This window comes from Microcystis sp. M049S2 (assembly GCF_020245625.1).
Lineage (GTDB): Bacteria > Cyanobacteriota > Cyanobacteriia > Cyanobacteriales > Microcystaceae > Microcystis > Microcystis ichthyoblabe_A.
This window is the reverse complement of sequence record NZ_JADBUN010000272.1, coordinates 1-23,733: the sequence shown is the minus strand read 5'-3', so window position 1 is coordinate 23,733 and position 23,733 is coordinate 1. Positions and strand designations below refer to the sequence as shown.

17 protein-coding genes and 1 tRNA gene are annotated in these 23,733 nt (G+C 41.6%); 11 read left to right on the top strand and 7 right to left on the bottom strand.

Annotation, left to right across the window (positions count from 1 at the left end):
- Nucleotides 1-8 precede the first annotated feature (8 nt).
- On the top strand, nt 9-2,273 hold the full coding sequence (gene hypF / locus IM496_RS20960; protein ID WP_287663160.1) for a carbamoyltransferase HypF: 2,265 nt from the start codon (nt 9-11) through the stop codon (nt 2,271-2,273).
- 92 nt (nt 2,274-2,365) lie between these two features.
- Here hypF and IM496_RS20955 read toward each other — a convergent pair whose 3' ends face one another.
- On the bottom strand, nt 2,366-2,659 hold the full coding sequence (locus IM496_RS20955; RefSeq protein ID WP_046661505.1) for a hypothetical protein: 294 nt from the start codon (nt 2,657-2,659) through the stop codon (nt 2,366-2,368).
- A gap of 365 nt (nt 2,660-3,024) precedes the next feature.
- Here IM496_RS20955 and IM496_RS20950 point away from each other — a divergent pair, with 365 nt between their 5' ends.
- Both IM496_RS20950 and bchH read left to right on the top strand, forming a co-directional pair.
- Nucleotides 3,025-4,755: a diflavin flavoprotein gene (locus tag IM496_RS20950; RefSeq protein WP_287663158.1), complete on the top strand. Its 1,731-nt coding sequence runs from the start codon at nt 3,025-3,027 to the stop codon at nt 4,753-4,755.
- 292 nt (nt 4,756-5,047) lie between these two features.
- The gene (gene bchH, locus IM496_RS20945; RefSeq protein ID WP_287663156.1) at nt 5,048-8,713 is read left to right on the top strand and encodes a magnesium chelatase subunit H; all 3,666 of its coding nucleotides are present in this window, start codon (nt 5,048-5,050) and stop codon (nt 8,711-8,713) included.
- A 230-nt stretch (nt 8,714-8,943) separates the two neighbouring features.
- On the opposite strand, the gene moaC is transcribed toward bchH, so the two are convergent.
- The gene (moaC, locus tag IM496_RS20935) at nt 8,944-9,444 is read right to left on the bottom strand and encodes a cyclic pyranopterin monophosphate synthase MoaC (protein WP_002791111.1); all 501 of its coding nucleotides are present in this window, start codon (nt 9,442-9,444) and stop codon (nt 8,944-8,946) included.
- Nucleotides 9,445-9,487: 43 nt separating this feature from the next.
- Between moaC and IM496_RS20930 the strand changes: the two genes are divergently transcribed.
- Both IM496_RS20930 and IM496_RS20925 read left to right on the top strand, forming a co-directional pair.
- Nucleotides 9,488-9,561: transfer RNA gene (locus tag IM496_RS20930), tRNA-Arg, on the top strand.
- A 183-nt stretch (nt 9,562-9,744) separates the two neighbouring features.
- Nucleotides 9,745-11,058, top strand: a complete 1,314-nt coding sequence (locus IM496_RS20925; RefSeq protein WP_353737651.1) for a tetratricopeptide repeat protein — start codon at nt 9,745-9,747, stop codon at nt 11,056-11,058.
- Between the two features lie 15 nt (nt 11,059-11,073).
- Here the strand turns inward: IM496_RS20925 and IM496_RS20920 are convergent, their stop codons facing one another.
- The 5 genes from IM496_RS20920 to IM496_RS20900 all read right to left on the bottom strand — a co-directional run bounded on the left by IM496_RS20920 (nt 11,074) and on the right by IM496_RS20900 (nt 12,893).
- A complete protein-coding gene (locus IM496_RS20920) occupies nt 11,074-11,487 on the bottom strand; it encodes a type II toxin-antitoxin system VapC family toxin (RefSeq protein ID WP_271935268.1) in 414 nt (137 codons plus the stop codon).
- Nucleotides 11,484-11,747 carry a hypothetical protein gene (locus tag IM496_RS20915; protein ID WP_002766985.1) on the bottom strand — a complete coding sequence of 88 codons (264 nt, stop codon included), beginning with the start codon at nt 11,745-11,747 and terminating at the stop codon, nt 11,484-11,486. Before IM496_RS20915 ends, IM496_RS20920 begins: the two co-directional genes overlap by 4 nt.
- A gap of 60 nt (nt 11,748-11,807) precedes the next feature.
- Complete coding sequence (locus IM496_RS20910; protein WP_103112432.1) at nt 11,808-12,059, bottom strand: hypothetical protein; 252 nt, start codon at nt 12,057-12,059, stop codon at nt 11,808-11,810.
- A 226-nt stretch (nt 12,060-12,285) separates the two neighbouring features.
- Entirely contained in the window at nt 12,286-12,654 is a 369-nt protein-coding gene (locus tag IM496_RS20905; protein WP_002774374.1) for a DUF5615 family PIN-like protein, read from the bottom strand.
- Nucleotides 12,654-12,893: a DUF433 domain-containing protein gene (locus tag IM496_RS20900; protein WP_002736820.1), complete on the bottom strand. Its 240-nt coding sequence runs from the start codon at nt 12,891-12,893 to the stop codon at nt 12,654-12,656. The genes IM496_RS20905 and IM496_RS20900 overlap by 1 nt, the downstream gene beginning before the upstream one ends.
- A 268-nt stretch (nt 12,894-13,161) precedes the next feature.
- Here IM496_RS20900 and IM496_RS20895 point away from each other — a divergent pair, with 268 nt between their 5' ends.
- From IM496_RS20895 to IM496_RS20870, 6 genes are all read left to right on the top strand, one after another.
- Complete coding sequence (locus IM496_RS20895) at nt 13,162-14,778, top strand: AAA-like domain-containing protein (protein ID WP_193979608.1); 1,617 nt, start codon at nt 13,162-13,164, stop codon at nt 14,776-14,778.
- 27 nt (nt 14,779-14,805) lie between these two features.
- Complete coding sequence (locus tag IM496_RS20890; protein ID WP_002761389.1) at nt 14,806-14,937, top strand: element excision factor XisH family protein; 132 nt, start codon at nt 14,806-14,808, stop codon at nt 14,935-14,937.
- Nucleotides 14,925-15,260 (top strand): XisI protein, encoded by a 336-nt coding sequence (locus IM496_RS20885; protein WP_002754817.1) that lies wholly within the window; start codon nt 14,925-14,927, stop codon nt 15,258-15,260. Before IM496_RS20890 ends, IM496_RS20885 begins: the two co-directional genes overlap by 13 nt.
- Before the next feature lie 68 nt (nt 15,261-15,328).
- Nucleotides 15,329-20,923 (top strand): tetratricopeptide repeat protein, encoded by a 5,595-nt coding sequence (locus IM496_RS20880; RefSeq protein WP_287663146.1) that lies wholly within the window; start codon nt 15,329-15,331, stop codon nt 20,921-20,923.
- A gap of 146 nt (nt 20,924-21,069) precedes the next feature.
- Nucleotides 21,070-22,158, top strand: coding sequence for a tetratricopeptide repeat protein (locus IM496_RS20875; RefSeq protein WP_287663144.1), 1,089 nt, complete (start codon nt 21,070-21,072; stop codon nt 22,156-22,158).
- A gap of 2 nt (nt 22,159-22,160) precedes the next feature.
- On the top strand, nt 22,161-23,733 hold a 1,573-nt coding region (locus tag IM496_RS20870; protein WP_287663142.1), incomplete at its 3' end, for a tetratricopeptide repeat protein.

Genomic DNA, 23,733 nt, shown 5'->3' with positions numbered 1-23,733 from the left:
AAATTTTTATGAATAATCAGAGCATTCAGTCCGATCAGCGATTAGCTTTAATTGTGCGCGGAGCAGTACAAGGAGTCGGTTTTCGTCCTTTTGTTTATCGATTAGCAACGGAATTAAACCTAACTGGTTGGGTGAATAATACAGCAGCGGGAGTTTTTATTGAAGTTGAGGGCAATCGAGATAAACTAGAAACTTTTTTGACTCGATTATCTTTAGAAAAACCCCCTCGATCGCTAATTGAAAATATTGAGACTCAATGGTTAAATCCTATCGGTTATCAAAACTTTAGCATACGTCATAGCAGCGGCGGTGAAAAAAATACAATTGTTCTGCCAGATTTAGCCACTTGTCCCGATTGTTTAGCCGATATTTTTGACCCGAATAATCGTCGTTATCGCTATCCTTTTACTAACTGCACTAACTGCGGTCCTCGCTACAGTATTATCGAGGGTTTACCCTATGATCGCAGTGCCACAACTATGAGGAGTTTTAATCAGTGTCCTGAATGTCAAAGGGAATACGAAAACCCCCTGGATCGCCGTTTTCATGCCCAACCGAATGCCTGTCCTAGTTGCGGACCCCAAATTAGTCTTTTAGACAGTCAAGGCTCTGTATTAGCGGAAAAAGATCAAGCTTTAATTGCCACTGCTAGAGCAATTCAACAAGGAAAAATTATAGCGATCAAAGGATTAGGAGGATTTCACCTAGTTGTCGATGCAAGAAATACGGAAGCAGTGCAAAAATTGCGACAACGTAAACAGCGACTGGATAAACCTTTTGCCGTGATGTATCCTAATCTTGAGTTAGTGAAAAAACATGGTTATGTATCTTCTTTAGAATCGCAATTATTACAGTCTCCTGCAGCGGCAATTGTCCTGATTAAACAAAGAAAAAATTATCTTTCTCCTTCGGTTTCTCCGGGTAATCCCTACCTAGGAGTTATGTTACCCTATACTCCCCTACATCATCTTTTATTAGCGGAATTAGGCTTTCCTATTGTAGCAACCAGTGGTAATCTAGCCGATGAACCTATCTGTATTGACGAAAAAGAAGCTTTAGAAAAATTAGAAAAAATCGCCGATTTATTTCTAGTTCATAATCGTCCAATAGTTCGACCAGTGGATGACTCTATTATCAGGGAAATGGCGGGAAAAGCGATGATTTTGCGGCGAGCGCGGGGATATGCTCCCTTTCCAGTTAAAGTTAATGAGGGAGATTTTCCCCCGATTCTGGCCGTGGGAAGTTATTTTAAAAATACCGTGGCTATCTATCAAAAAAATCAAGTTTTTATCAGTCAACATATCGGCGATTTAGATACAGTTAATGCTGTTAATCATTTTGAAAATATCCTCGATAGTTTAAAAAAATTATACGAGTTTGCACCCGAAGTTATTGCCTGTGATGCTCATCCTGAATATCTAGCAACCAAGTACGCTTATAGCTTAAATTTGCCCGTTATTCCCATTCAACATCATTACGCTCACGTTTTATCCTGCATGGCAGAACATCAGCTACAACCTCCGGTTTTAGGGGTTGCTTGGGATGGAACAGGATACGGTTTAGACGGCACAATTTGGGGGGGAGAATTTATCCATATTGCTGCCGATTCTTGGCAGCGAGTCGCCCATTTTAAACCCTGGCCATTACCCGGAGGAGAAAAAGCGGTTAAAGAACCCAGACGAGTAGCTTTAGGATTACTAGAAGTTATGGAAAATACTGATAGGATAAAATCAGCTTTTAGTGAACAGGAATGGTCTATTTTTAGGCAAATGTTAACAAAAAAAATTAATTGTCCTTTAACTTCTAGTGTCGGGCGTTTGTTTGATGGTGTGGCGGCGATTCTAGGTTTATGTTATCAATTAAGTTTTGAGGGACAAGCAGCAATGCAGTTAGAATTTGCCCTTGAGAGCATTAAAACAGAGGAATATTATAATTTTTCTTTGTCCGCCGACTCACCCATAGTTATTGATTGGAATCAGATAATTTTAGGAGTTGTTGAGGATTTAGAAAAACAAGTACAAATCGGCATAATTGCCGCTAAATTTCATAATAGTTTAAGTGAGATTATTGTAGAAATTGCTCAGAAAACAGGTAGAGAAAAAATTCTCCTGACGGGAGGCTGTTTTCAAAATCGTTATCTGACGGAAAGAACAATTAATCGCCTACAAGCTTCGGGATTTCAACCCTACTGGCAGCAAACTGTTCCCACTAATGATGGTGGTATTAGCCTTGGTCAAATTATCGGTGCTTTTTCTCAACTTAAACAGTTCTAGAATAGCCGACAATCTACCTTTCTATTCGATTGTGTCAGCAGCGTTAAAGATAAACCACAGAGACACAAAGAACAGAGAGAGCCGATTTTTTTCTAGAATGTTAAACGATGCCACTCAACGATTTTATTGCCTACTTTCAAAATAATTGCTTGACCTAAACCGAGTTCTTGTGTCACATTGACTAGATGGGCGAAATTTTGACGGGTGATTGCTAGTCCCTGCAAACAGGCTAGAAAATCGAGACAGAGAACCGTAGAAAATTCCCAAGTTTGTCGGTAAACACGGCAATTATCCGGTAAAAAAGCCACAAGAGTGCGAAAATGACTCAAAGCGGCTTTCTCAAAATTGGCGCTAGTGCAGTCAAAAGACGAGTGCTGATAGCTCATAAAAACTTTGCCTGATAGGGAAAGAGCAGGGTTTCCCTCAGACTAGCACCTCGCTTCCGGGGATCACCTTCCCTTTAGAATTTCTCAATAGACTGGCAAATCCCCCCAGAGGGGTATCCTTACCCGCAAGCAAATTGCTAGAAGCTAGGTTTCTTCCCAGAGATAGTGTACTTTAGATATTGATGTCCTTCCGGCTGGCAAGATAACCTGTAAATTTCCCCACTCGTCCCCAGCGATAAAAGGCTGTATTTAGTCAAAAATCAAGTGTTGACTTTAATGCCAAACTTGCCTAGAAAAAAATGATGACAGCCTCAAGTTGCCGCTTAACTACTTGACTAATTAACTGATAACTGGTAACTAAGATTATGAATAATGCAATTGTCAAACCGAGAGATGTACAAGTAGCACCTATTGCCGTCGATACTTTTGTCTTTCGTTCCCGCACTTGGGACAGGTTAAAATTCGAGATCGAATACGGATTACAAAAGGGAACCACCGCCAATAGTTATCTGATTAAAGGTGAAAAGGTCGCTCTTTTTGATCCACCGGGGGAATCATTCTCGGCTATATTTTTAGAGGCTTTAACTAAAAGAATCGATCCGAAAACGATTGATTATATTATTCTCGGTCACGTTAACCCCAATCGTGCCGTCACCCTCAAGGCACTTTTAGAAATCGCTCCTCAAGTCACTTTTGTTTGTTCTAATCCGGGGGCAATTTCCCTGAAAAAAATTCTCGAAACCGAAGCATTAAATCTGTTGGTTGTCAAGGGGGAAGAAATATTAAATTTAGGAGCAAATCATCAACTAGAATTTATCCCCACTCCTAACCCCAGATTTCCCGATCAACTCTGTACCTACGACAGCAAAACCGATATTCTCTACACCGATAAATTGTTCGGAGCGCACGTTTGTGGCGACCAAATTTTTGATGAGGGTTGGAGCGTTTATAACGAAGATCGGCGTTATTATTTTGATTGTCTCATGGCTCCCTATGCCAGCCAAATTAGCAACGCTTTGGAGAAATTAGCCGCTAAATCGCCCTTATTTTATGCCGTTGGTCACGGTCCTCTGGTGCGTTACGCGATGCACGAATTGACCCTTTCCTATCAACAATGGTTGGCAGTACAAAAGTATCAAGAGTTGACAATCGCCCTGATTTATGCCAGTGCCTACGGCAACACCGCCACCCTTGCTCAAGCGATCGCCATGGGGATCACGAAAGCGGCAGTAGCAGTCACGGCGATTAATGCCGAGTTCGCTGAACCAGACGAGATCAAAACGGCGATCGAAAAAAGTGTCGGTTTTATCTTTGGTTCCCCCACTTTGGGAGGACACGCACCGACTCCCATCCAAACCGCCTTGGGGATTACCCTAGCAAATGGCGATAAAAGCAAGCTGGTGGGAGTTTTTGGCTCCTACGGTTGGAGTGGGGAAGCGGTCGATCTTTTGGAAGGTAAATTCCGGGATGGCGGTTATCGCTTCGGTTTTGAGCCAATTCGGGTTAAATTTAAACCCACGGAGGCAATTTTAAAGACCTGTGAGGAAGCAGGAACCGATTTCGCTCAAGCAGTCAAAAAAGCTCGCAAAAGCAGACAACCGAAAACTAATGTTAACCAATCCCAAAGCGATCGGCGATCGCAGGCTCTGGGCCGTTTGGTGGGTTCTCTCTGTATCGTCACCTGCGAATTGGGGGAATTGCGCGGCGCCATGTTAGCCTCTTGGGTGTCGCAAGCGACGTTCACCCCCCCCGGATTGACTATTGCCGTGGCGAAAGAACGAGCGATCGAGTCTCTGCTTTATAGCGGTACGCCTTTTGTCCTTAATATCCTCCAAGAAGGTCAACATTTGGCTTTAATGAAACATTTTCTTAAACCTTTTACTCCAGGGGAAGATCGTTTCGCTAATATCGAAACCACTAAAGCTGAGAACGGTGGTCCGATTCTGGCCGAAGCGCTCGCTTATCTGGAATGTCGGGTAGAACAACGAATGGAGTGCGGTGATCATTGGCTGATTTATGCGATCGCAGAAAAAGGCAAGGTTTTACACCAGGGTTTAACCGCCATCCATCATCGCAAATCCGGCAGTTATTATTAGTTTGTCGTTATGATCATTTCAGGGGGTGTTTTCAGGCAGGATAACGCACCCTGACTTGAAAGAGGGTGTAGGGTGTAGGGTGTGGGGTGTAGGGAAAGAAACCTCTTTCATCTCTGGTGGTGAAAATTTTTTTCATCGGGACTGACTTGAAAATAGAGGCTGAAATAACGCAAATTCCTCAATCATACTAAATCCGTTGACTATAGGCTACATATCAGGAGAGGCACTCATGCAAAAGGGGGAATAAATAATCAGTTTTTAATAACCAGATTTAGTATAAAAATATATTCTTATGAAAAGCATTGTTTTAATTGTTGGCTTTGAAACCTTTAACAGGAATTTGTATCGGCAATCGGGCCTGTTGGCTAGTTCTAAATGTCCCGATTTAGAGGTAAAAGTATTCAGCGATAAATCCTTGACTAGCGAACCAGAAATAGTCGAGCAAGCTTTAGCCACTGCCGACGTTTTTTTTGCTAGTTTGATCTTCGATTACGATCAAGTTACTTGGCTGCGGCAACGAGCGGCAGAGATTCCGATTCGCTTAGTTTTTGAGTCTGCTTTAGAGTTAATGAGTTTAACCCGTTTGGGAGAATTTGCCATCGGGGATAAACCAAAAGGAATGCCAAAACCAATTCAATTTATCTTGAGTAAATTTTCCAGTGGCAAGGAAGAAGATAAGTTAGCCGGTTATCTCAGTTTCCTCAAAACCGGTCCGAAACTGCTGAAATTTATTCCCGCTAAAAAAGTTCAAGATTTGCGTAATTGGTTAATTATTTACGGTTATTGGAATGCGGGAGGAAGCGAAAATGTTGCCGCTATGTGTTGGGTAATTGCCCAAAAATATCTAGGATTAAAAGTACAGGAAATACCCGAAGTTATCGAAACTCCCAATAAGGGACTATTACACCCCGATTATCAGGGTTATTTTCTCACTCCCCAAGAATATTTGACTTGGTATCAAAAAAATAAATCCCTTGATAAACCAGTGGTGGCACTGCTGCTTTATCGGAAGCACGTTATCAGTAAACTACCCTATATTAATCAATTAATCCGTCATTTTGAAACGGCTAATTTAATTCCCCTACCCGTGTTTATTAACGGAGTGGAAGGCCATACAATTGTTCGGGATTGGTTAACCACAGACTACGAAATTCAGCAAAGAAAAAAAGGAATCATTGAAACTCCTTCTTTAAGTGAAGATGCGGTGACAGTAGATGCAATTGTCTCGACGATTGGCTTTCCTTTGGTGGGGGGTCCCGCAGGTTCTATGGAAGCAGGAAGACAGGTAGAAGTGGCTAAACGAATTCTGTCCGCTAAAAATATTCCTTATCTTATCGCTGCCCCTTTATTGATTCAAGATATTTATTCTTGGACAAGACAGGGAATCGGTGGTTTACAGAGTGTGGTTCTATACGCTTTACCGGAATTAGATGGAGCAATTGATACGATTCCTCTGGGGGGATTAGTGGGGGAAACTATCTATTTAATCCCCGAAAGATTACAGCGTTTAACTGGACGTTTAAACAGTTGGATTAAGTTACATAAAACCCCTCCCCAAGAACGCAAAATAGCCATCATTCTCTATGGATTTCCGCCTGGTTATGGGGCAGTTGGTACGGCAGCTTTATTAAATGTTCCCCGGAGTTTAGTTAAGTTTTTACAAGCTTTAGAAGCGCAGGGTTATAATCTGGGAACGATTCCCGAAGACGGGGAAGAAATTATTCAAAAAGTTAAATTTGCCGATGATGAAAATCTCTCTAAACAAAATCGTTTATCGATAGAAACTTTAGAAAATTGGCTAGGTTATCTATTAACTTCTCGCATTGAAAAACACTGGAAATCTCTGAAAGATGCGGGAATAAAAACTGTTGGCAACCAGTATCATTTAGGGGGAATTGAGTTAGGTAATATCTGGATTGGAGTGCAACCACCTTTAGGAATTGCTGGGGATCCGATGCGGTTAATGTTTGAAAAAGATTTAACTCCTCACCCTCAGTATGCAGCCTTTTATCAGTGGTTACAAAAAGATTTTAAGACCGATGCGATCATTCATTTTGGTATGCACGGAACTGTCGAATGGCTGCCCGGTTCACCCCTAGGAAATACTGGTTATTCTTGGTCAGATATTTTATTAGGAGATTTACCGAATTTATATATTTATGCCGCTAATAATCCCTCGGAATCTATCCTAGCTAAACGTCGCGGCTATGGGGTGTTAATTTCCCATAATGTGCCTCCCTACGGACGAGCGGGATTATATAAAGAATTGATGATTTTGCGAGATTTGATTGCCGAGTTTCGAGAAAATCCTGAGAAAAATTACGCTTTAAGAGATAGTATTCTCCAAAAGATTATTGATACAGGTATCTCTAAAGATTGTCCTTTTCTGGAAGCAGAAAAACAAAGAATAGAATTCACTTTAGAAAATGCCAAATTATTTAGCCGCTATGCACTAACCGATTATTTTGTCAAGGTGTATAATTACTTGCAAATCGTCGAACAAAGACTATTTTCTTCGGGTTTACACACTCTAGGAACTGCTCCCAATCAGGAAGAATTAAAAGGTTATCTTGATGCTTATTTTACCGATTTATCTGAGCGAGAATTTCAGCAAATTCTCGCTGATGAAGCAACCAATGAAAAGCTTAAAGAAGGCGTTGCTATTAAAAATTTATTAGGACAAAATAGCGACGAATTAACTAATCTTTTGCGGGGATTAAATGGCGAATATGTACCCCCAGCGCCGGGGGGTGATTTACTCCGAGATGGTGCGGGAGTTTTACCCACAGGACGCAATATACACGCTTTAGACCCCTACCGGATGCCTTCCCCCGCAGCCTACACTCGCGGACGAGAAATCGCCAAAAAACTGCTACAACAAAACTTAACCGAAAAAGGAAAATATCCCGAAACTGTAGCAGTTTTACTCTGGGGATTAGATGTGATTAAAACTAAGGGTGAATCCCTGGGTATTCTCTTAGAATTAGTCGGTGCTGAACCAGTCAAAGAGGGAACAGGAAGAATTGTCAGGTATGAATTAAAACCTCTAGGGGAAATTGGACACCCGCGCATCGATATTTTGGCTAATTTATCGGGAATTTTTCGAGATACTTTTATCAATATTATCGAGTTATTGGATGATTTAATGCAGCGGGCAGCCGAGATAGAAGAATCGGAAAATGATAATTATATCCGTAAGCACTATTTAGCCTTAAAAAGTCAAGGAATTGACAATGCCAGCGCTCGTTTATTTTCCAATCCTGCCGGGGATTTTGGCTCTTTAGTTAATGACCAAGTAGTGGAGGGAAATTGGGACAATGACAACGAATTAGCGAAAACTTGGGAAAAGCGTAATGTTTTTAGTTATGGTCGTCAAGATAAGGGACAAGCGCGGCCAGAAGTGCTACAACAGTTATTAAAAACCAGTGAAAGTATTATCCAAGAAATTGACTCGGTAGAATACGGTTTAACCGATATTCAGGAATACTACGGCAATACAGGAGGATTAAAATTAGCCGCAGAAAAACAAAGCGGTAAACGGGTGATGACGAGTTTTGTTGAGAGTTTTTCCAATGATACAACTCCCCGCAAATTAGAGGAGGTTTTGCGCTTAGAATACCGCAGTAAATTACTCAATCCTAAATGGGCTAATGCCATGGTTAATCAAGGTTCCGGTGGGGCCTACGAAATCTCCCAAAGAATGACCGCTTTAATTGGTTGGGGCGGTACGGCTAATTTTAGTGACGATTGGGTGTATGATCAGGCAGCCGATACCTACGCTTTTGATGCAGAAATGGCGGAAAAATTGCGTCAAGCTAATCCCGAAGCTTTCCGTAATATTGTCGGTAGAATGTTAGAAGCACAGGGTCGCGGTTTTTGGCAAGCAGACCCCGACAAATTAGAGAAATTACAGGAATTATATCAATTGACCGATGAAAAATTAGAAGGGATTACTTAGGGTTTGCTGAATAAATCTAAAAACCTTCTTGGATAATATCTTTAGGCTTTTTTGAAATCAACAAGTGCCAGCGATTGGAGTCAGGTACTTTTTCCCCGAAAATTAGGTAATTGACTCCCTGAAAATTGGTACAACCCCACACCCTACACCCCACACCCCACACCCCACACCCCACACCCCACACCCTGACACCAGGAAAAACTTTTTGCCGCAAACCCTACTTAGAGTTTTCATCGCAACAGGGAATCCTGATGATAATCTGATTTTCCTCCTGTTTTACTCAGCAGACGGATATTTTCAATCAGGATTGATTTTTCTAACGCTTTAGCCATATCGTATAAAGTCAAGGCTGCCACAGATACCGCCGTTAAAGCTTCCATTTCTACCCCAGTTTCCGATTTTGTCACCACTTCTGCCCGAATTTCGTAGCCGGGTAACTCTGCTTTCGGGATAATCTGAACATTGATTTTTTGCAGGGGTAAGGGATGGCAAAGGGGAATTAAACAGGAAGTTTGTTTGGCCGCCATAATTCCGGCTAGTCTGGCCGTCCCTAAAACGTCACCTTTGGGCGCATTTCCCTGTTCTATGGCTTCAAAAGTCGTTTTTAGCATTCTCACTTGTCCTAGGGCGATAGCAGTGCGTTTAGTGGGCATTTTCTCCGATACATCCACCATCTGGGCCTCGCCTTGGCTGTCGAGATGAGATAATTTTTCTTTACCCTCTTGCGTCATTGAATGAACCTGTGCTATAGTAGTTTACTGTTGAGAAAAACAAGGGCTTGTAGCTTAGTGGATTAGAGCGTGTGGCTACGGACCACAAGGTCGGGAGTTCGAGTCTCTCCAAGCCCGTTACATACAATGGCATATACTACAGGAATTAGGGACTTATGGTTCCTAATTTCTTTGGTTTTTTGCCCCATCTTCCCACTTTCCTATACTTTTTAAACAGGATTTAGTATCAGCAGCCAGTTTTGCTGGAGTATTTTTTACCCTCAAACAGTGAAAGAAACTAAACTTTTAGGATTGTATAATATGAATTCTCCTGCACCTGTGCCGACACCCTTTCAAGTTGCTTTAGAGCGTTACCAGAATGCTCTAAATTATTTAGATACTTCTCATAATAAATCTCTGAAAAAAGCACAGGCTTTAGAAATTATTGCCGCCAGAGATGCTCTTAATAAACAAATGGAAGCTGAGGCGGAAATTTCGGTTGATATGTCGTCAAAATTAATCGAACAAGATAATAGATTAAAACAGAAAAGCTACAAAATTACTCAAGTTCTTGACTTAGCTGAATATCGGGAGACTTTACCTATGTCTGCTCAGGCTTGGTGGTGGCATTTAGAAAGTAGGGAATCTCTGCATCCTTGCAATCGCTTTGATTGGCTATTGAGAAGCGGTAAACTGGTTTTATTAGGGGTTAATTTTACATTAATCGGAACGATTGCCACTCGGTTTCTTAGTGGTGGTTCAGGTTTGCTAGAAGTAGGGGGTGTGATATTTTCGACTTTTATTTCTTTGTTACAGGCTCAAAATGCGCTGACACAGGAGCGACAAAAGAGTTTTGTTAAGTTAATGAAATTTCTGAGGATTGCTGAATATTGGCATGAAAAAGTACAGTTTTTGGTAACAGTAATAATTTTTGCCTTACTATTAAGCATTTGGTTACATTTCTCTTGGTTTTCTGAGCTTTATAAGCAAGAAGGCAACCGTTTACAATCTCCTCCGCCAGCAAGTCAAGAATTTCCTAATTTAGCTTCAGCCGAAGAGAAGTATTTAAAAGCGATTGAGTTAGATCCAGATAATCTAGATGCTCATTATAAGTTAGCAACACTTTATGAAGAGTTACAGGATTTGACTAATGGGAAGAAACACTATTTAATTGCGGCAAAAGGTGGTTTTATAGATGCTTATAATAATCTCGCTTATTGGTATCTGCGAGATAATAAGAATGCAGAAGCAGTAGAGTTACTGGAAAAAGCCAAGAGATTATTAGCAGAAAAAGATGAAAAACTAGACCAATTTACTGAAGAGGAGAAACGCAATTTAGCATTACAAAAATATAGTATTTATAAAAATCTAGGCTGGGCCAGATTTAAGCAAAATCGCAGTGAAGATGCAGTTCCTAATCTTTTAGTTGCTATTGGTATCGCTGAAAATCCAGCTTATCAGAAATTTATCCGCAATCCCGGTGCTGCTTTTTGTATTTATGCTCAACTTTTAGAAAAAGAAGACAAGAAATTATCTCAGGAAAATTGGCGTAAATGTCTTAATTTAGCTCAAGGGAGGGAAATTAATACGGAGGAGGAGCAATGGTTATATGAAGCGAGGAAAAAATTAAAGTGAAGTAAAGTTTAGTGACTATTCTCTGAGTAATGCGCTAAATCCTTCTTGCTGAAAATGCTTATCAAAGGTTAATATTTCAGAGATTTCCAGTTGTCTCATAATCTGCATGGAAGCACAATCAGTTAAGCTATAACCTTTATCTAATCGTCTTTGATAAAAATCAAAAGCCTGCTGAAATTGTTCACTGGTTTGGGGAATGATTTCTATAGTAGAATCGTTTTTCAAATCGTTGGTTAAGTTAATAGCAGATTGGCGTAGATAATCTCCTCTTCCTGACAATGCGTTAAGTAATTCTGTCAAAATCATTTCGCTAGTAATTCCTGTAAATTTTCCTAGTCTTACTGTCATTAGTGTGGCAAGTTCATGGAGATTGTCTCTATAATCAGCGAGTGCTTGCAAATAGGATGTATCTAAGAAAATTTTTCTCATTCTTCCTCATCTTCTCTTGGTGCGCCGTACATATAGTGTTCAAAATTACGCGCAAAGTCTGTAGGTAAGTGTTTTCGCCATTCTGACTGGGGAACAAGTGCGCCAATTTCTGCAATTCTTTGCCAAAAAGGTTTTTTGCGGAATTCGGGATCAGCTTGAAGTTGAGCGAATTTTGCTTGTAATTCAGCTATTGTCGGCAGTTCCTCTATTGTCGGAATTTCTTCTGTGCGAGTGGGATTGTTTGGGGGATTCATAATCATTTAGTGGGATTAGTTTACTACATATATTCTAACTTTGAATTGACGTTAGTTCTGTGTTTGTTATTTTTCCTCATCTTCTCTCGGTGCGCCGTACATATAATGTTCCGCGTTACGCGCAAAGTCTCTGGGAAAGTGTTTTCGCCATTCTGATTGGGGAACAACGTTACCAATCTCAACAATTCTTTGCCAAAAAGGTTTTTTGCGAAATTCTGGGTCATTTTCTAGTGCATCCCATTTAGCATCGAGTTCTTCCATTGATAACTCAGGCTCTTCGGATGTGTTAGAGGTTGAATGATTGTTTAAGTTAGTCATGATTAAAGGTTCCTTAGTGATAATAGGTTACTTTTATTATAGCATTTTCAAGTTGGAGCGAGGTACGGAGATTATCGAGGGGAATTAACCACAGAGACACAGAGGACACGGAGATTATTTGCCAATGTTATAATTTGTCCTCAATAATAAAGGTGTTCGCTTTTGGAACACAATATTTAAGATGGAATTAACGGGAAGACTCCATGAACGCTATAAAGCAAAAATCTTAAATTGATAAAAGTCTAATCCGAAAAATACGATCTGTCACTGACACAATTGCTCCCGTCTTTAATGCTTTTGTACAATCTCGTAAAACTATAGTTAAACGCTGATTAATTAGATTGTAGTTTTCATTGCCTAAACGGAATAGGATGACACTTGGTAAATTATCACCACTAATAGCGAGAAGTTGAGAAAAATCTAGATCGACAGTTAAAATTATCCGCTTTTCTCTTTTTGCTTTGGCAAGAATTTCCTGATCAGATAAAGTTTGTAAGCCTTCATCTCGAAGATGAACGACATCATAACCTTGTTCTCTTAACCATGAGACTGTACGCAGAGAAATCCCCATATCGGCTAGAAACTCTATCTCCATTACTCGATTAATTCAAAATGATGAACTTGTTCTCTGGCTAACCAAGAAGCATATAATAAACATTGGTGAATATCTTCTCTTTCTAGGTCAGGGTATTCCTCTAATATTTCCTCTATCGGCTTTTCGTTAGCAAGTAGATTAAGAATTAAAGAAACAGGAATACGCATTCCTCGAATACAGGCTTGACCTGCCATAATTTTGGAGTTAAAAGTAATTCGGTCTAATTGTTTTAAGGTCATATAGTTTCCAGAAATATGAAGATGATACCTGTGGTAATTTTATTATAGCTAATTCTATAGTTGCGAGCGGAAGTGGGAAATTACTCCTTCAGTGAGGGTGCAAAGCTTGTCTCCAACCCCGCAGGGAAGATTAGGGAATGGTGAGGTTTTAAGTTGTAGTAGTATAGTATAACAAGTTAGACGAGAAAACGGGTTTTTTCAAAAAACCCGTTTTCTGAAATCAATAGTTTGAAAAAAACCGTTTTCTGAAATCGTAAAACTGAGAGCCATGATTTTACCTAATCCAGACATATCATCCACACCGCTCGATGTATTTATTTCTTACTCTCACCGGGATGAGAAACTGCGGGAAACTTTGGGACTTCACCTCGCGTCATTACAAAGACAGGGAGTGATTAAATCATGGCACGATCGCAAAATTAGTGCTGGAACAGAGTGGAAACAAGCCATTGATGAAAATCTCAATTCAGCCGAGATTATTCTGTTGTTGATTAGTGAAAACTTTATCGCTTCTGACTACTGTTATGATCTTGAAATGGAACGGGCGATCGCACGGCATGATGCGGGGGAGGCGCGGGTGATTCCGATTATTTTGAAGCCGGTGGATTGGAGTGGTGCGCCTTTTGGTAAGTTGCAAGCTTTGCCAAAAAATGCCAAGCCTGTGACGACTTGGAGTAATCGGGGTGAGGCGTTTTTAAATATTGCTAAGGGGATTCGCCACGCGGCAATGGAAATGGCGACAGTGTTAACTGACAAACAGCCCACTGTCTTGCCAGAGCCGCAACAATCCGCAAAAGCCACTGAGATGCCAACGCAATCGGAACCCCTCAAGCCAACAGTTACTCCAGACAAGATACAACAGGAAATTAGCTTGGAATCTCCAGAAGGACAAGTTAGCATTGACTCTCGCTTTTATATTACTTCCCCTTACGAAGAACGGTGCTATGAGGAAATTCAAAAGCCTGGCTCCCTGATTCGGATTAAATCGCCCCACAATATGGGCAAATCGTCCCTGATGGCGAAGGTACTTGCCCAAGCATCTCAACTAGGCTATCGTGCGGTAACGATCGATCTGGAACAGACCAATCAAAAGTTCTTTGACGATCTCGACAAGTTCATGCAGTGGTTTTGTGCGTCGGTGGGTAAACCACTAGGAGTAAGGGTCAAGATTGAAGAGTATTGGGATGATATTTTTGGAGCGAACGATAACAGTACGGATTATTTTGAGAAGTATTTATTAGAGGGGGACGATCGCCCGTTAGTGTTGGCGATCGATAACTTTGATCGCATCTTTAAATACGCAGATATCGAGACGGATTTATGCGGATTATTGCGCGGCTGGCATGAAAGTTCCAAGATTAAAAAACTGTGGCAGAAATTGCGGCTGATCATCGTCCATTCTCAAGAGTCCTATGCCCAACGGGATATCAATCAATCGCCTTTTAATGTGGGGTTGCCCATCGAATTGGGAGAGTTTACGCCTGAACAGGTACAGGAGTTGGTAGCACGGCACGGATTAACTTGGACAGAGGGGGAACTCGAACAATTTATGGGGTTAATTGGAGGGCATCCCTACATGGTGCGCTCGGCACTCTATCACATTGCAGCGGGGGATCTTTCTTTGGCGGAATTTTTGCGGACGGCTCCCACAGAAGCGGGAATTTACAGCGATTATCTGCGGGGACATTTGAAGACTTTGGAAGATTATCCTGAACTGGGGGCAGCCATGAAATTGGTTATTACTTCTGAAGCGCCGGTACGTTTGCGGTCTGAGGAGTCGTTTAAACTGGACAGTATGGGATTAGTGGTGCGGGTTGATAATAATGTGAAACCTCGCTGCGATCTTTATCGTCAGTATTTTTGCGATCGCTTGGGAGGAAATTAAATAAAAACACTTTATTGTAAACTAGATTTGGCGATTAGAGATGTGATTTATAATTCATTTTTTGAAGAGCCAATCGGACAAATTTTAATCGAAGATGAAAATCTCAAGTTTATTGTTTTTGATGCTGAAAAGGAGGTCATTTCGCAATGGAAAAATTAGATCAGTATCGTCATATTATTAAATCGGTTTTGATTCCTTATACTGAAATCCCTTATTCTCACGGCGAATTGATTTGTAAGCCGATTTTTGATGAAGTTCGAGATAGCTATCTTTTGATGACGCTCGGATGGGATCGCAAAACTCGCGTGCATGGCTGTTTAATTCATTTGGATATTATCAACGAGAAAATCTGGGTACAACGAGATGAAACCGAAGACGGAGTAACCCATGAGCTAGTGGCAGCGGGTGTTCCCCAGCAGGATATTGTCCTCGCTTTTCATCCGGCGGATGTACGCGGTTACACGGGCTACGCGATCGCCTAACCTCTTAGAAAACGGGTTTCTTAAAGAAATCCGTTTTCTGGGACATATTTTTAGCAACTTGGTATCAGATGACAAACCCAACTTCCTCGACTCCTTTTAGCTATCAAGTAGGCGGGAGCTTACCTGCCGAATATCGTGGGTATGTAGAGCGACAGGCTGATCGCGAATTGTACGATCGCCTGAAATCAGGAGAATATTGTTTTGTCTTTAACTCGCGGCAGATGGGCAAGTCTAGTTTGCGGGTGCGGGTGATGCAGAAGTTAGCGGCAGAGGGGGTGGCTTGTGCGGTCATTGACCCGCAAACCCGGGGAACCAGTTTGAGCGAGGATCAGTGGTATGCCGGAACCATAAAACGCTTGATCGATGATTTGCATTTACAAGAGAAAATCGATTTTTCGAGTTGGTGGAAGGATCTGGCGGCTCAGTCGATTTCGGCGGTCGAACGCTTTACTTATTTTATCGATCGCGTATTGCTGGCAGAACTCTCGCAAGATGTCGTCATTTTTGTCGAAGAAATTGATAACCTGCTCAGTCTCAAGTTTGATACCGATGGTTTTTTCATTCTGATTCGCTCTTTCTTTGAGCGGCGGGCGGAAGATCTGCGTTATCGGCGGCTGACTTTTGCGTTTTTAGGGGTGGCAACACCTTCCGATCTGATTGTCAGTAAGCATAGTTTGGCGTTTAATATCGGTCGGGCGGTGGAGATGAGTGGCTTTCAACTCCAGGAAGCTCAACCGTTGATGCAGGGTTTGGTGGGCAAGGTGGACGATCCGCAGGCGGTGCTGCAAGCGGTGTTGTATTGGACGGGGGGACAGCCGTTTTTGACGCAGCGGGTCTTGAATTTGGTAGTGCAGGAGGCAGATTTGCGCCTATCGCCCCCAGATTTGGTGGCGCAGGTGGTGACGAGCCAGCTTATCGATAATTGGGAGGCGCAGGACGTGCCGCCGCATTTGAAAACGATTCGAGACAGGATTTTACGCAGTGACGAACGGCTGCGGGGGCGACTGCTAGGGATTTATCAGCAAGTTTTGGATGCTGAACCCCCCCCTCTCCCCATCCCCCCCCTCTCCCCATCCCCGCCTCTCTCATCCAGAAAGGAAGGGGGGATCATTGCCGATGAGAGCTATGAGCAAATACAACTGCGGCTGACGGGTTTGGTGGTGAAGCGAGAGGGCAGGTTGAAAGTCTATAACCCCATATACGCGCAGGTGTTTAATGGGCAGTGGGTGGCTCGCGCTTTGGCGGATTTGCGTCCGGGGTTTTATGGGGAGGCGTTTAAGGCTTGGCAGGAGGCACAAGAGGAGCAGAAAGAGTCGTTTTTGTTGCGGGGACAGGCGTTGAGAGATGCGGAGACTTGGGCAAAAGGAAAGCGTTTGAGTAAAGAAGATGAACGCTTTTTAGATGATAGCCAGGATGTCGAAAAACTGGATATGGAAAGGCGGTTGGCGGCGGAAACGGAAGCGAATCAGATTTTGACTGCGGCGAGGGAACAGGCGGAAACAGAATTAGAAACAGCGAACCAAGCATTATTAGAAACAAGGGAGGAATCCGACAAAATCATCAAAAAAGCCAATCGACGGAATAAGCTTAGTTTGTTGGGGGCATTGGGAGCTATTGCCATTGCTGCTATTGCCGTTCCTATTTCGATAAAGGCGGTAGATGATTTGAAAATAGCATGGCAGGATGTACAAGAAGCGGAGGGAGAAAAAAAACAACTTGAACAAGATAAAGACCAACTTAATAAGGATAAAATCAGTCTCAATCGCAGTTTAGAGCAAACTAAAACTAACAAAAAGCAGGCAGACATAAACGCACAAAAAGCAAAACAGTTACAGCTAGAAGCAGAACAGAAATTGAAACAAGTTAATCAAAATTTAGTTGCAGAAAAGAAGCACCTAAAGCAAGTTACTGAAATAGCTCAAGTCACTATCAAAGCAAAAGAACAACAGGTTCAAGAAGTTGAGAAACAATTTACAGAAGCGACCAAAAACACACAAGATGCCCGAAACGAGTCCAAAATAGCAAGGGAAGAGAAACAGCAAGCACAGACTCAACTATTAGAAGCACAGACTCAACTATCAGAAGCACAGACTCAACTATCAGAAGCACAGACTCAACTATCAGAAGCACAGACTCAAATATCAGAAGCACAGACTCAACTCAATTCAGTGAAAGATTCAGTAAGTCAAACTCTTGCTTTACTTGATGAAGTCAGAAATCAAGTCGAAGTACCTACAGAAAGAGATTCTGGTATTCTTGTCACTGTGAAGGTAGATGTTAGGCAATTAACTTTAACTCATCAGCGACTACAAGCTACTGCACAGAGTATTGGCATCTCTATAGAAAAAGTTAGTCCTATAACTTTAACTCATCAGCGACTACAAGCTACTGCACAGAGTATTGGCATCTCTATAGAAAAAGTTAGTCCTAGATCAAACATTTCATCCATCAATAACTTAGGAGCAAATTATGCCAATTTAGGGGAGTATGAAAAAGCAATCGCTTTCTATCAACAAGCTTTAGATATGAGTAGAAAGATTGGCGATCATCTTGCAGAAAGTTCAAACATCAATAACTTGGCTGCTCTCTATAGTGTATTAGGTAGGTATGGCGAAGCCGAACCCCTCTTAAAACAAGCCTTAACTATCAGGAAACAAAAATTAGGAGACAACCATCCCGATACCGCCGCCAGTCTCAACAATTTGGCAGAACTTTACCGTATCCAAGGAAGATACAGTGAAGCCGAACCCCTCTACAAAGAAGCCTTAGCTATCAGCAAACAACAATTAGGAGACAACCATCCCCTTACCGTCGCCATTCTCAACAATTTGGCTGCACTTTACGATTCTCAAGGAAGATACAGCGAAGCCGGACCCCTCTACAAAGAAGCCTTAGCTATCAGCAAACAACAGTTAGGAGACAACCATCCTGATGTCGCTCAAAGTCTCAACAACCTAGCAGAACTTTACCTATCCCAAGGAAGATACAGTGAAGCTGAACCTATTTTAAAACAGTCTTTAGCTATCAGGAAACAACAATTAGGAGACAACCATCCTGATGTCGCTCAAAGTCTCAACAACCTAGCAGAACTTTACCTATCTCAAGGAAGATACAGTGAAGCTGAACCCCTCTACAAAGAGGCTTTAGATATATTCAAGCAACAGTTAGGAGACAACCATCCCTCTACCGCCACCAGTCTCAATAATTTGGCATTCCTTTACCAGTATCAAGGAAGATACAGCGAAGCCGAACCCCTCTACAAAGAAGCCTTATTTATATTCAAGCAACAGTTAGGAAACAACCATCCCTCTACCGCCGCCAGTCTCAACAATTTGGCATTCTTTTACCGTATCCAAGGAAGATACAGTGAAGCTGAACCTCTTTTAAAACAGTCTTTAGCTATCAGGAAACAACAATTAGGAGACAACCATCCTGATGTCGCTCAAAGTCTCAACAATCTAGCAGAACTTTACCTATCCCAAGGAAGATACAGTGAAGCTGAACCCCTCTACAAAGAGGCTTTAGATATATTCAAGCAACAGTTAGGAGACAACCATCCCTCTACCGCCACCAGTCTCAACAATTTGGCATTCCTTTACCGTATCCAAGGAAGATGCAGTGAAGCTGAAACTCTTTTAAAACAGTCTTTAGCTATCAGGAAACAACAGTTAGGAGACAACCATCCTGATGTCGCTCAAAGTCTCAACAACCTAGCAGAACTTTACCTATCCCAAGGAAGATACAGTGAAGCTGAACCTCTTTTAAAACAGTCTTTAGCTATCAGGAAACAACAATTAGGAGACAACCATCCCGATACCGCACAAAGTCTCAACAATTTGGCTGGACTTTACCAGTCTCAAGGAAGATACAGCGAAGCTGAACCCCTCTACAAAGAAGCTTTATTTATATTCAAGCAACAGTTAGGAAACAACCATCCTGATGTGGCACAAACTCTTAATAACCTAGCGACTCTGTACTGGAACCAAGGAAAATACCCAGAAGCCGATGAATTGTTCAGTCAAGGACTTCAGGTAGAAGAATATAACTTTTCTCAAAACCTAATTGCAGGTGATGAATTCCAAAAACAGGCTTATATAGCAATTTATTCTGGTACGATTGATACAGTTATTTCCCGATCTCTTCAATCCATACCTAATAACTCAGAAGCAACTCGTCTCGCACTCAAAACCATCTTGCAGCGTAAAGGACGCATCCTCGACGTTCTATCCAATAGCCTACAAATCCTGCGCCAACAAGTTAATGATCCCCAAAGTCAGGAATTATTAACCCAATTCATCGCCACCCGCACCCAATACGCTAACCTCATCTTCGAGAAACTAGAAGATTTTCCCTCCCCCGAAATTTACCGCCAAAAACTCGCCGAACTCGACACCAAAGCCAAACAACTTGAAGACCAAATTAGTCGTCGTAGTGCCGAATTTCGTAGCCTATCCCAACCCATTACCCTGGAAGGGATTCAAAAGCTAATCCCTGCTGATGCTGCTTTAGTTGAAATAGTCCGCTATCGACCTTTTAATCCTAAAGCGCCTGAAAATCAACGTTTTGGCAATCCTCGTTATGCTGTTTATATTCTCTATCCCAATGGTGACATCAAAGCCAAGGATTTAGGGGAAGCTAAACCGATTGACGACAAATTAATTTACTTTCGTGACAATCTTGCAGACGCAGAAACTCCTCTTCCTCAACTGCAAAAATCAGCGCGTCAACTTGATGAAACATTGATGCAGCCTATCCGTCAATTATTAGGCAATACTAAAACAATTCTCCTTTCTCCTGATGCTGCACTTAATTTAATTCCTTTTGAAGCTTTAGTAGATGAAAATAATCAATACTTAGTGGAAAATTATCATATTACTTACCTCACTTCTGGACGGGATTTACTGCGCCTTAAAGATAAATTTGCCAGTCAACAATCTCCGCTTATTGTAGCTGATCCTTTCTACGGTAAAGCAGGGAAAAAAGTCGCTCTCATTCTGTCTGAGTTTACTTTTCCCGGTCTTCCGGGTACAGAGGAAGAAGCTAAAGCGATTAAAAATATCTTACCTCAAGCCACTGTTTTAACTGGTTCTCAAGCCACAGAAAACGCCGTCAAACAAGCGAAAAAACCGCATATTCTCCACATCGCTACTCATAGTTTTTTTATTAAACCAGAACGTAATCCGGGCGAACGCAATTCGCCCCTACAGGGTGAACGCAATGTTATTGAGAATCCTTTATTGCGTTCTGGGTTAATTTTAGCAGGAGTTACAATCGGTCAAAGTGCAGGAGATGATGGGGTTTTAACTGCTTTGGAGATTACTGGACTCAATCTAGTGGGAACAAAATTAGTAGTTTTATCTGGTTCTAAGACAGGTTTAGGGGATATTAGCGTAGGTGAAGGGATTTATGGTCTGCGTCGAGCCTTTGTCATTGCTGGGGCAGAAAGCCAATTAATTAGCCTTTGGAACGTTTCTGATCAAGCAACTAAAGATTTAATGGTAGCTTATTATGGACGATTGATAAAAGGAGAAGGACGCAGTGAAGCCTTACGGCAAATTCAACTAGGAATGCTCAAGAGTGAAAACTATCAACATCCCTTCTACTGGGCAAGTTTTATTATTTCTGGTGATTGGACTCCGATGGAATTTAGTTCATCCCCATAATAAATCAACATAAAATAGAAAAAATAAGTTAGTATCAATAAAATTAACAGTCAAGAAATAGTTCATAGTTGCGCTTCAGCGCACCGTATTATGACTAAAGTCCAACAACGAACCTAATTAAAGCCAAACCTCAAGTGATTCTAGTCATGAATAAATTTCTCAAAATCTTTACCCCCATTTCCCTGATATTAATTACGGTAGGATTTCCGGCGGCGACTTTTAGCAACACTGTTGGAGTTAACACGATTTTTGAGGTAAAAGGGAAAGTTACCGTTAAAAAACCACAATGGAAAAAAACCCTTCCCGCTTCTGTCGGACTTACCCTCAGTTTTGATGATAAGTTAGAAGTGGCAGCTAACGCTTCCGTTAAGGTTTATTGTAGTAATCTCAAGCAGTGGACGGTTAAAACAGGAAAGTATATTGTTTCTAGTGGCTGTCCTCGGGGAAATCCTGTGATTTCACTTCCCAATAGTAATAATACAACCCTCCGTCCAACAGGAAATAAAGAGAAAGTTTTAGCAAAATTACCTTACCTAATTACTCCCCGTGAAACGAATATTATTACCAATCGTCCTCCACTGCGGTGGAATGCTGTTCCGGGTGCAACTAATTATACTATCAAAATAGATGGGGTTAATTGGGAAACGCAGACAAATAAAACTGAAATAGTCTATCCCGGTGAACCTCCTCTGGAAGCAGGAAAGCGATATCGAGTAACCATAGAAGCTGATAATGGTGCGTCTTCTAGACGTGATGATGAAAACGTCGGGTTTACAGTATTAGATGAACAGACGAAGAAAACGGTTTTAGATGCTGTTAAAGCTGTTCAACAGCAGCAATTATCCCCAGAGGAAGCAGGGTTAGTTTTAGCGCATCTCTATCGAGGTTATGGGTTGTATGGGGATGCGGTTGAGGTATTAGAAGGATTGGTGAAGCAAAATAGTCAGGTTGCTACGGTTTATCAACTGTTAGGGGATACTTACCTTAAGATAGGGTTGCCTCAGTTGGCAAAAAAACCTTATGAAAAGGCGTTAAAACTGGCAACAAATACGCAGAATTTGTCAGTGCAAGCGGAGATACAAGCGGGGTTAGGAACAGCTTATCGTCTCTTGGGGAGTAAGGATGAGGCGATACAGTGGTTAACCAAGGCGAAGGGGACTTATAATCAGTTAGGAGATACTTCGCAGGTTCAGGAATTGGCTAAAACAATTAATGACATTTTAAGGAGGGAGTAAGGATGAAAGTTAAATTATTGATGATGGCGGCTGCGGTTGCGGGAGTGATGGGATTATCGGGAATCATCTTAACCCCAACGGTGGGACAAAGAACTTTAGCACAGCAATCAGAGTCTAGTGTAGCTAATAGTTCCTCAATTGAAGGAAAGTTAGATAGCAATAGCCAAACCATGGAAGATGAGAGTTATTTCAATGTCCATACTTTTCAAGGAAAAGCAGGAGAACCGTTAATTATTGATTTGACTAGCAAGGATTTTGATGCTTATCTGATTTTGCTTGATCCCAATAATAACAAGATTGCCGAGAATGATGATGGAGGAGATGAGAATAATGCCAGAATTGTCTTGACTCTACCTTTAACGGGAACTTACACCCTTATTGTCAATTCAGCTAAAGCGAAAGAATCCGGTAGTTACGTCTTGAGTTGGCGGGAAGCAACGGAAAGAGATATTGCCTTAGCCGAAGCTGAGAGGCTAACTCAGCAGGTAGTTGAATTAGATCAACAGGGGAAATATAATGAAGCAATTCCTTTAGCAGAACAGGCTTTAGCTATCCTTAAAAAAGTACTAGGAGAGAACCATCTTAATACCGCTACTAGTCTCAATAATTTAGCTGGACTTTACGAATTTCAAGGAAGATACGCCGAAGCCGAACCCCTTTATAAAGAAGCCTTAGCTATCTATAAACAACAATTAGGTGATAATCATCCCTCTACTGCATCCATTCTCAATAATTTGGCAATATTTTACTTTTCTCAAAAAAAATACGCTGAAGCCGAACCCTTTTATAAAGAAGACTTAGCTATTAGGAAACAACAGTTAGGTGATAATCATCCCGATACCGCCATCAGTCTCAACAATTTAATATTATTTTATGAATCTCAAGGAAGATACAGCGAAGCCGAACCCCTCTACAAACAGGCTTTAGCTATCAAGAAACAACAATTAGGAGACAACCATCCCGATACCGCACAAAGTCTCAACAATTTGGCAATACTTTACTATTCTCAAGGAAGATACAGTGAAGCCGAACCCCTTTTAAAAGAAGACTTAGCTATCAGCAAACAACAATTAGGAGACAACCATCCCGATACCGCCACCAGTCTCAACAATTTGGCTGCACTTTACAGAGTTCAAGGAAGATATAGCGAAGCCGAACCCCTCTTCAAACAAGCCTTAGCTATCAGCAAACAACAATTAGGAGACAACCATCCCGATACTGCACGAAGTCTCGGAAATTTGGCAGGACTTTACGAGTCCCAAGGAAGATACAGTGAAGCCGAACCCCTCTACCAACAAGCTTTAGCTATCATCAAACAACAATTAGGAGACAATCATCCCGATACTGCCGCCAGTCTCAATAACTTGGCATCACTTTACAAGTCCCAAGGAAGATACAGCGAAGCAGAACCCCTCTACAAACAAGCTTTAGCTATCAAGAAACAACAATTAGGAGACAACCATCCCGATACCGCACTAAGTCTCAATAACTTGGCAGGACTTTACGAGTCCCAAGGAAGATACAGCGAAGCAGAACCCCTCTACAAACAGGCTTTAGCTATCTATAAACAACAAT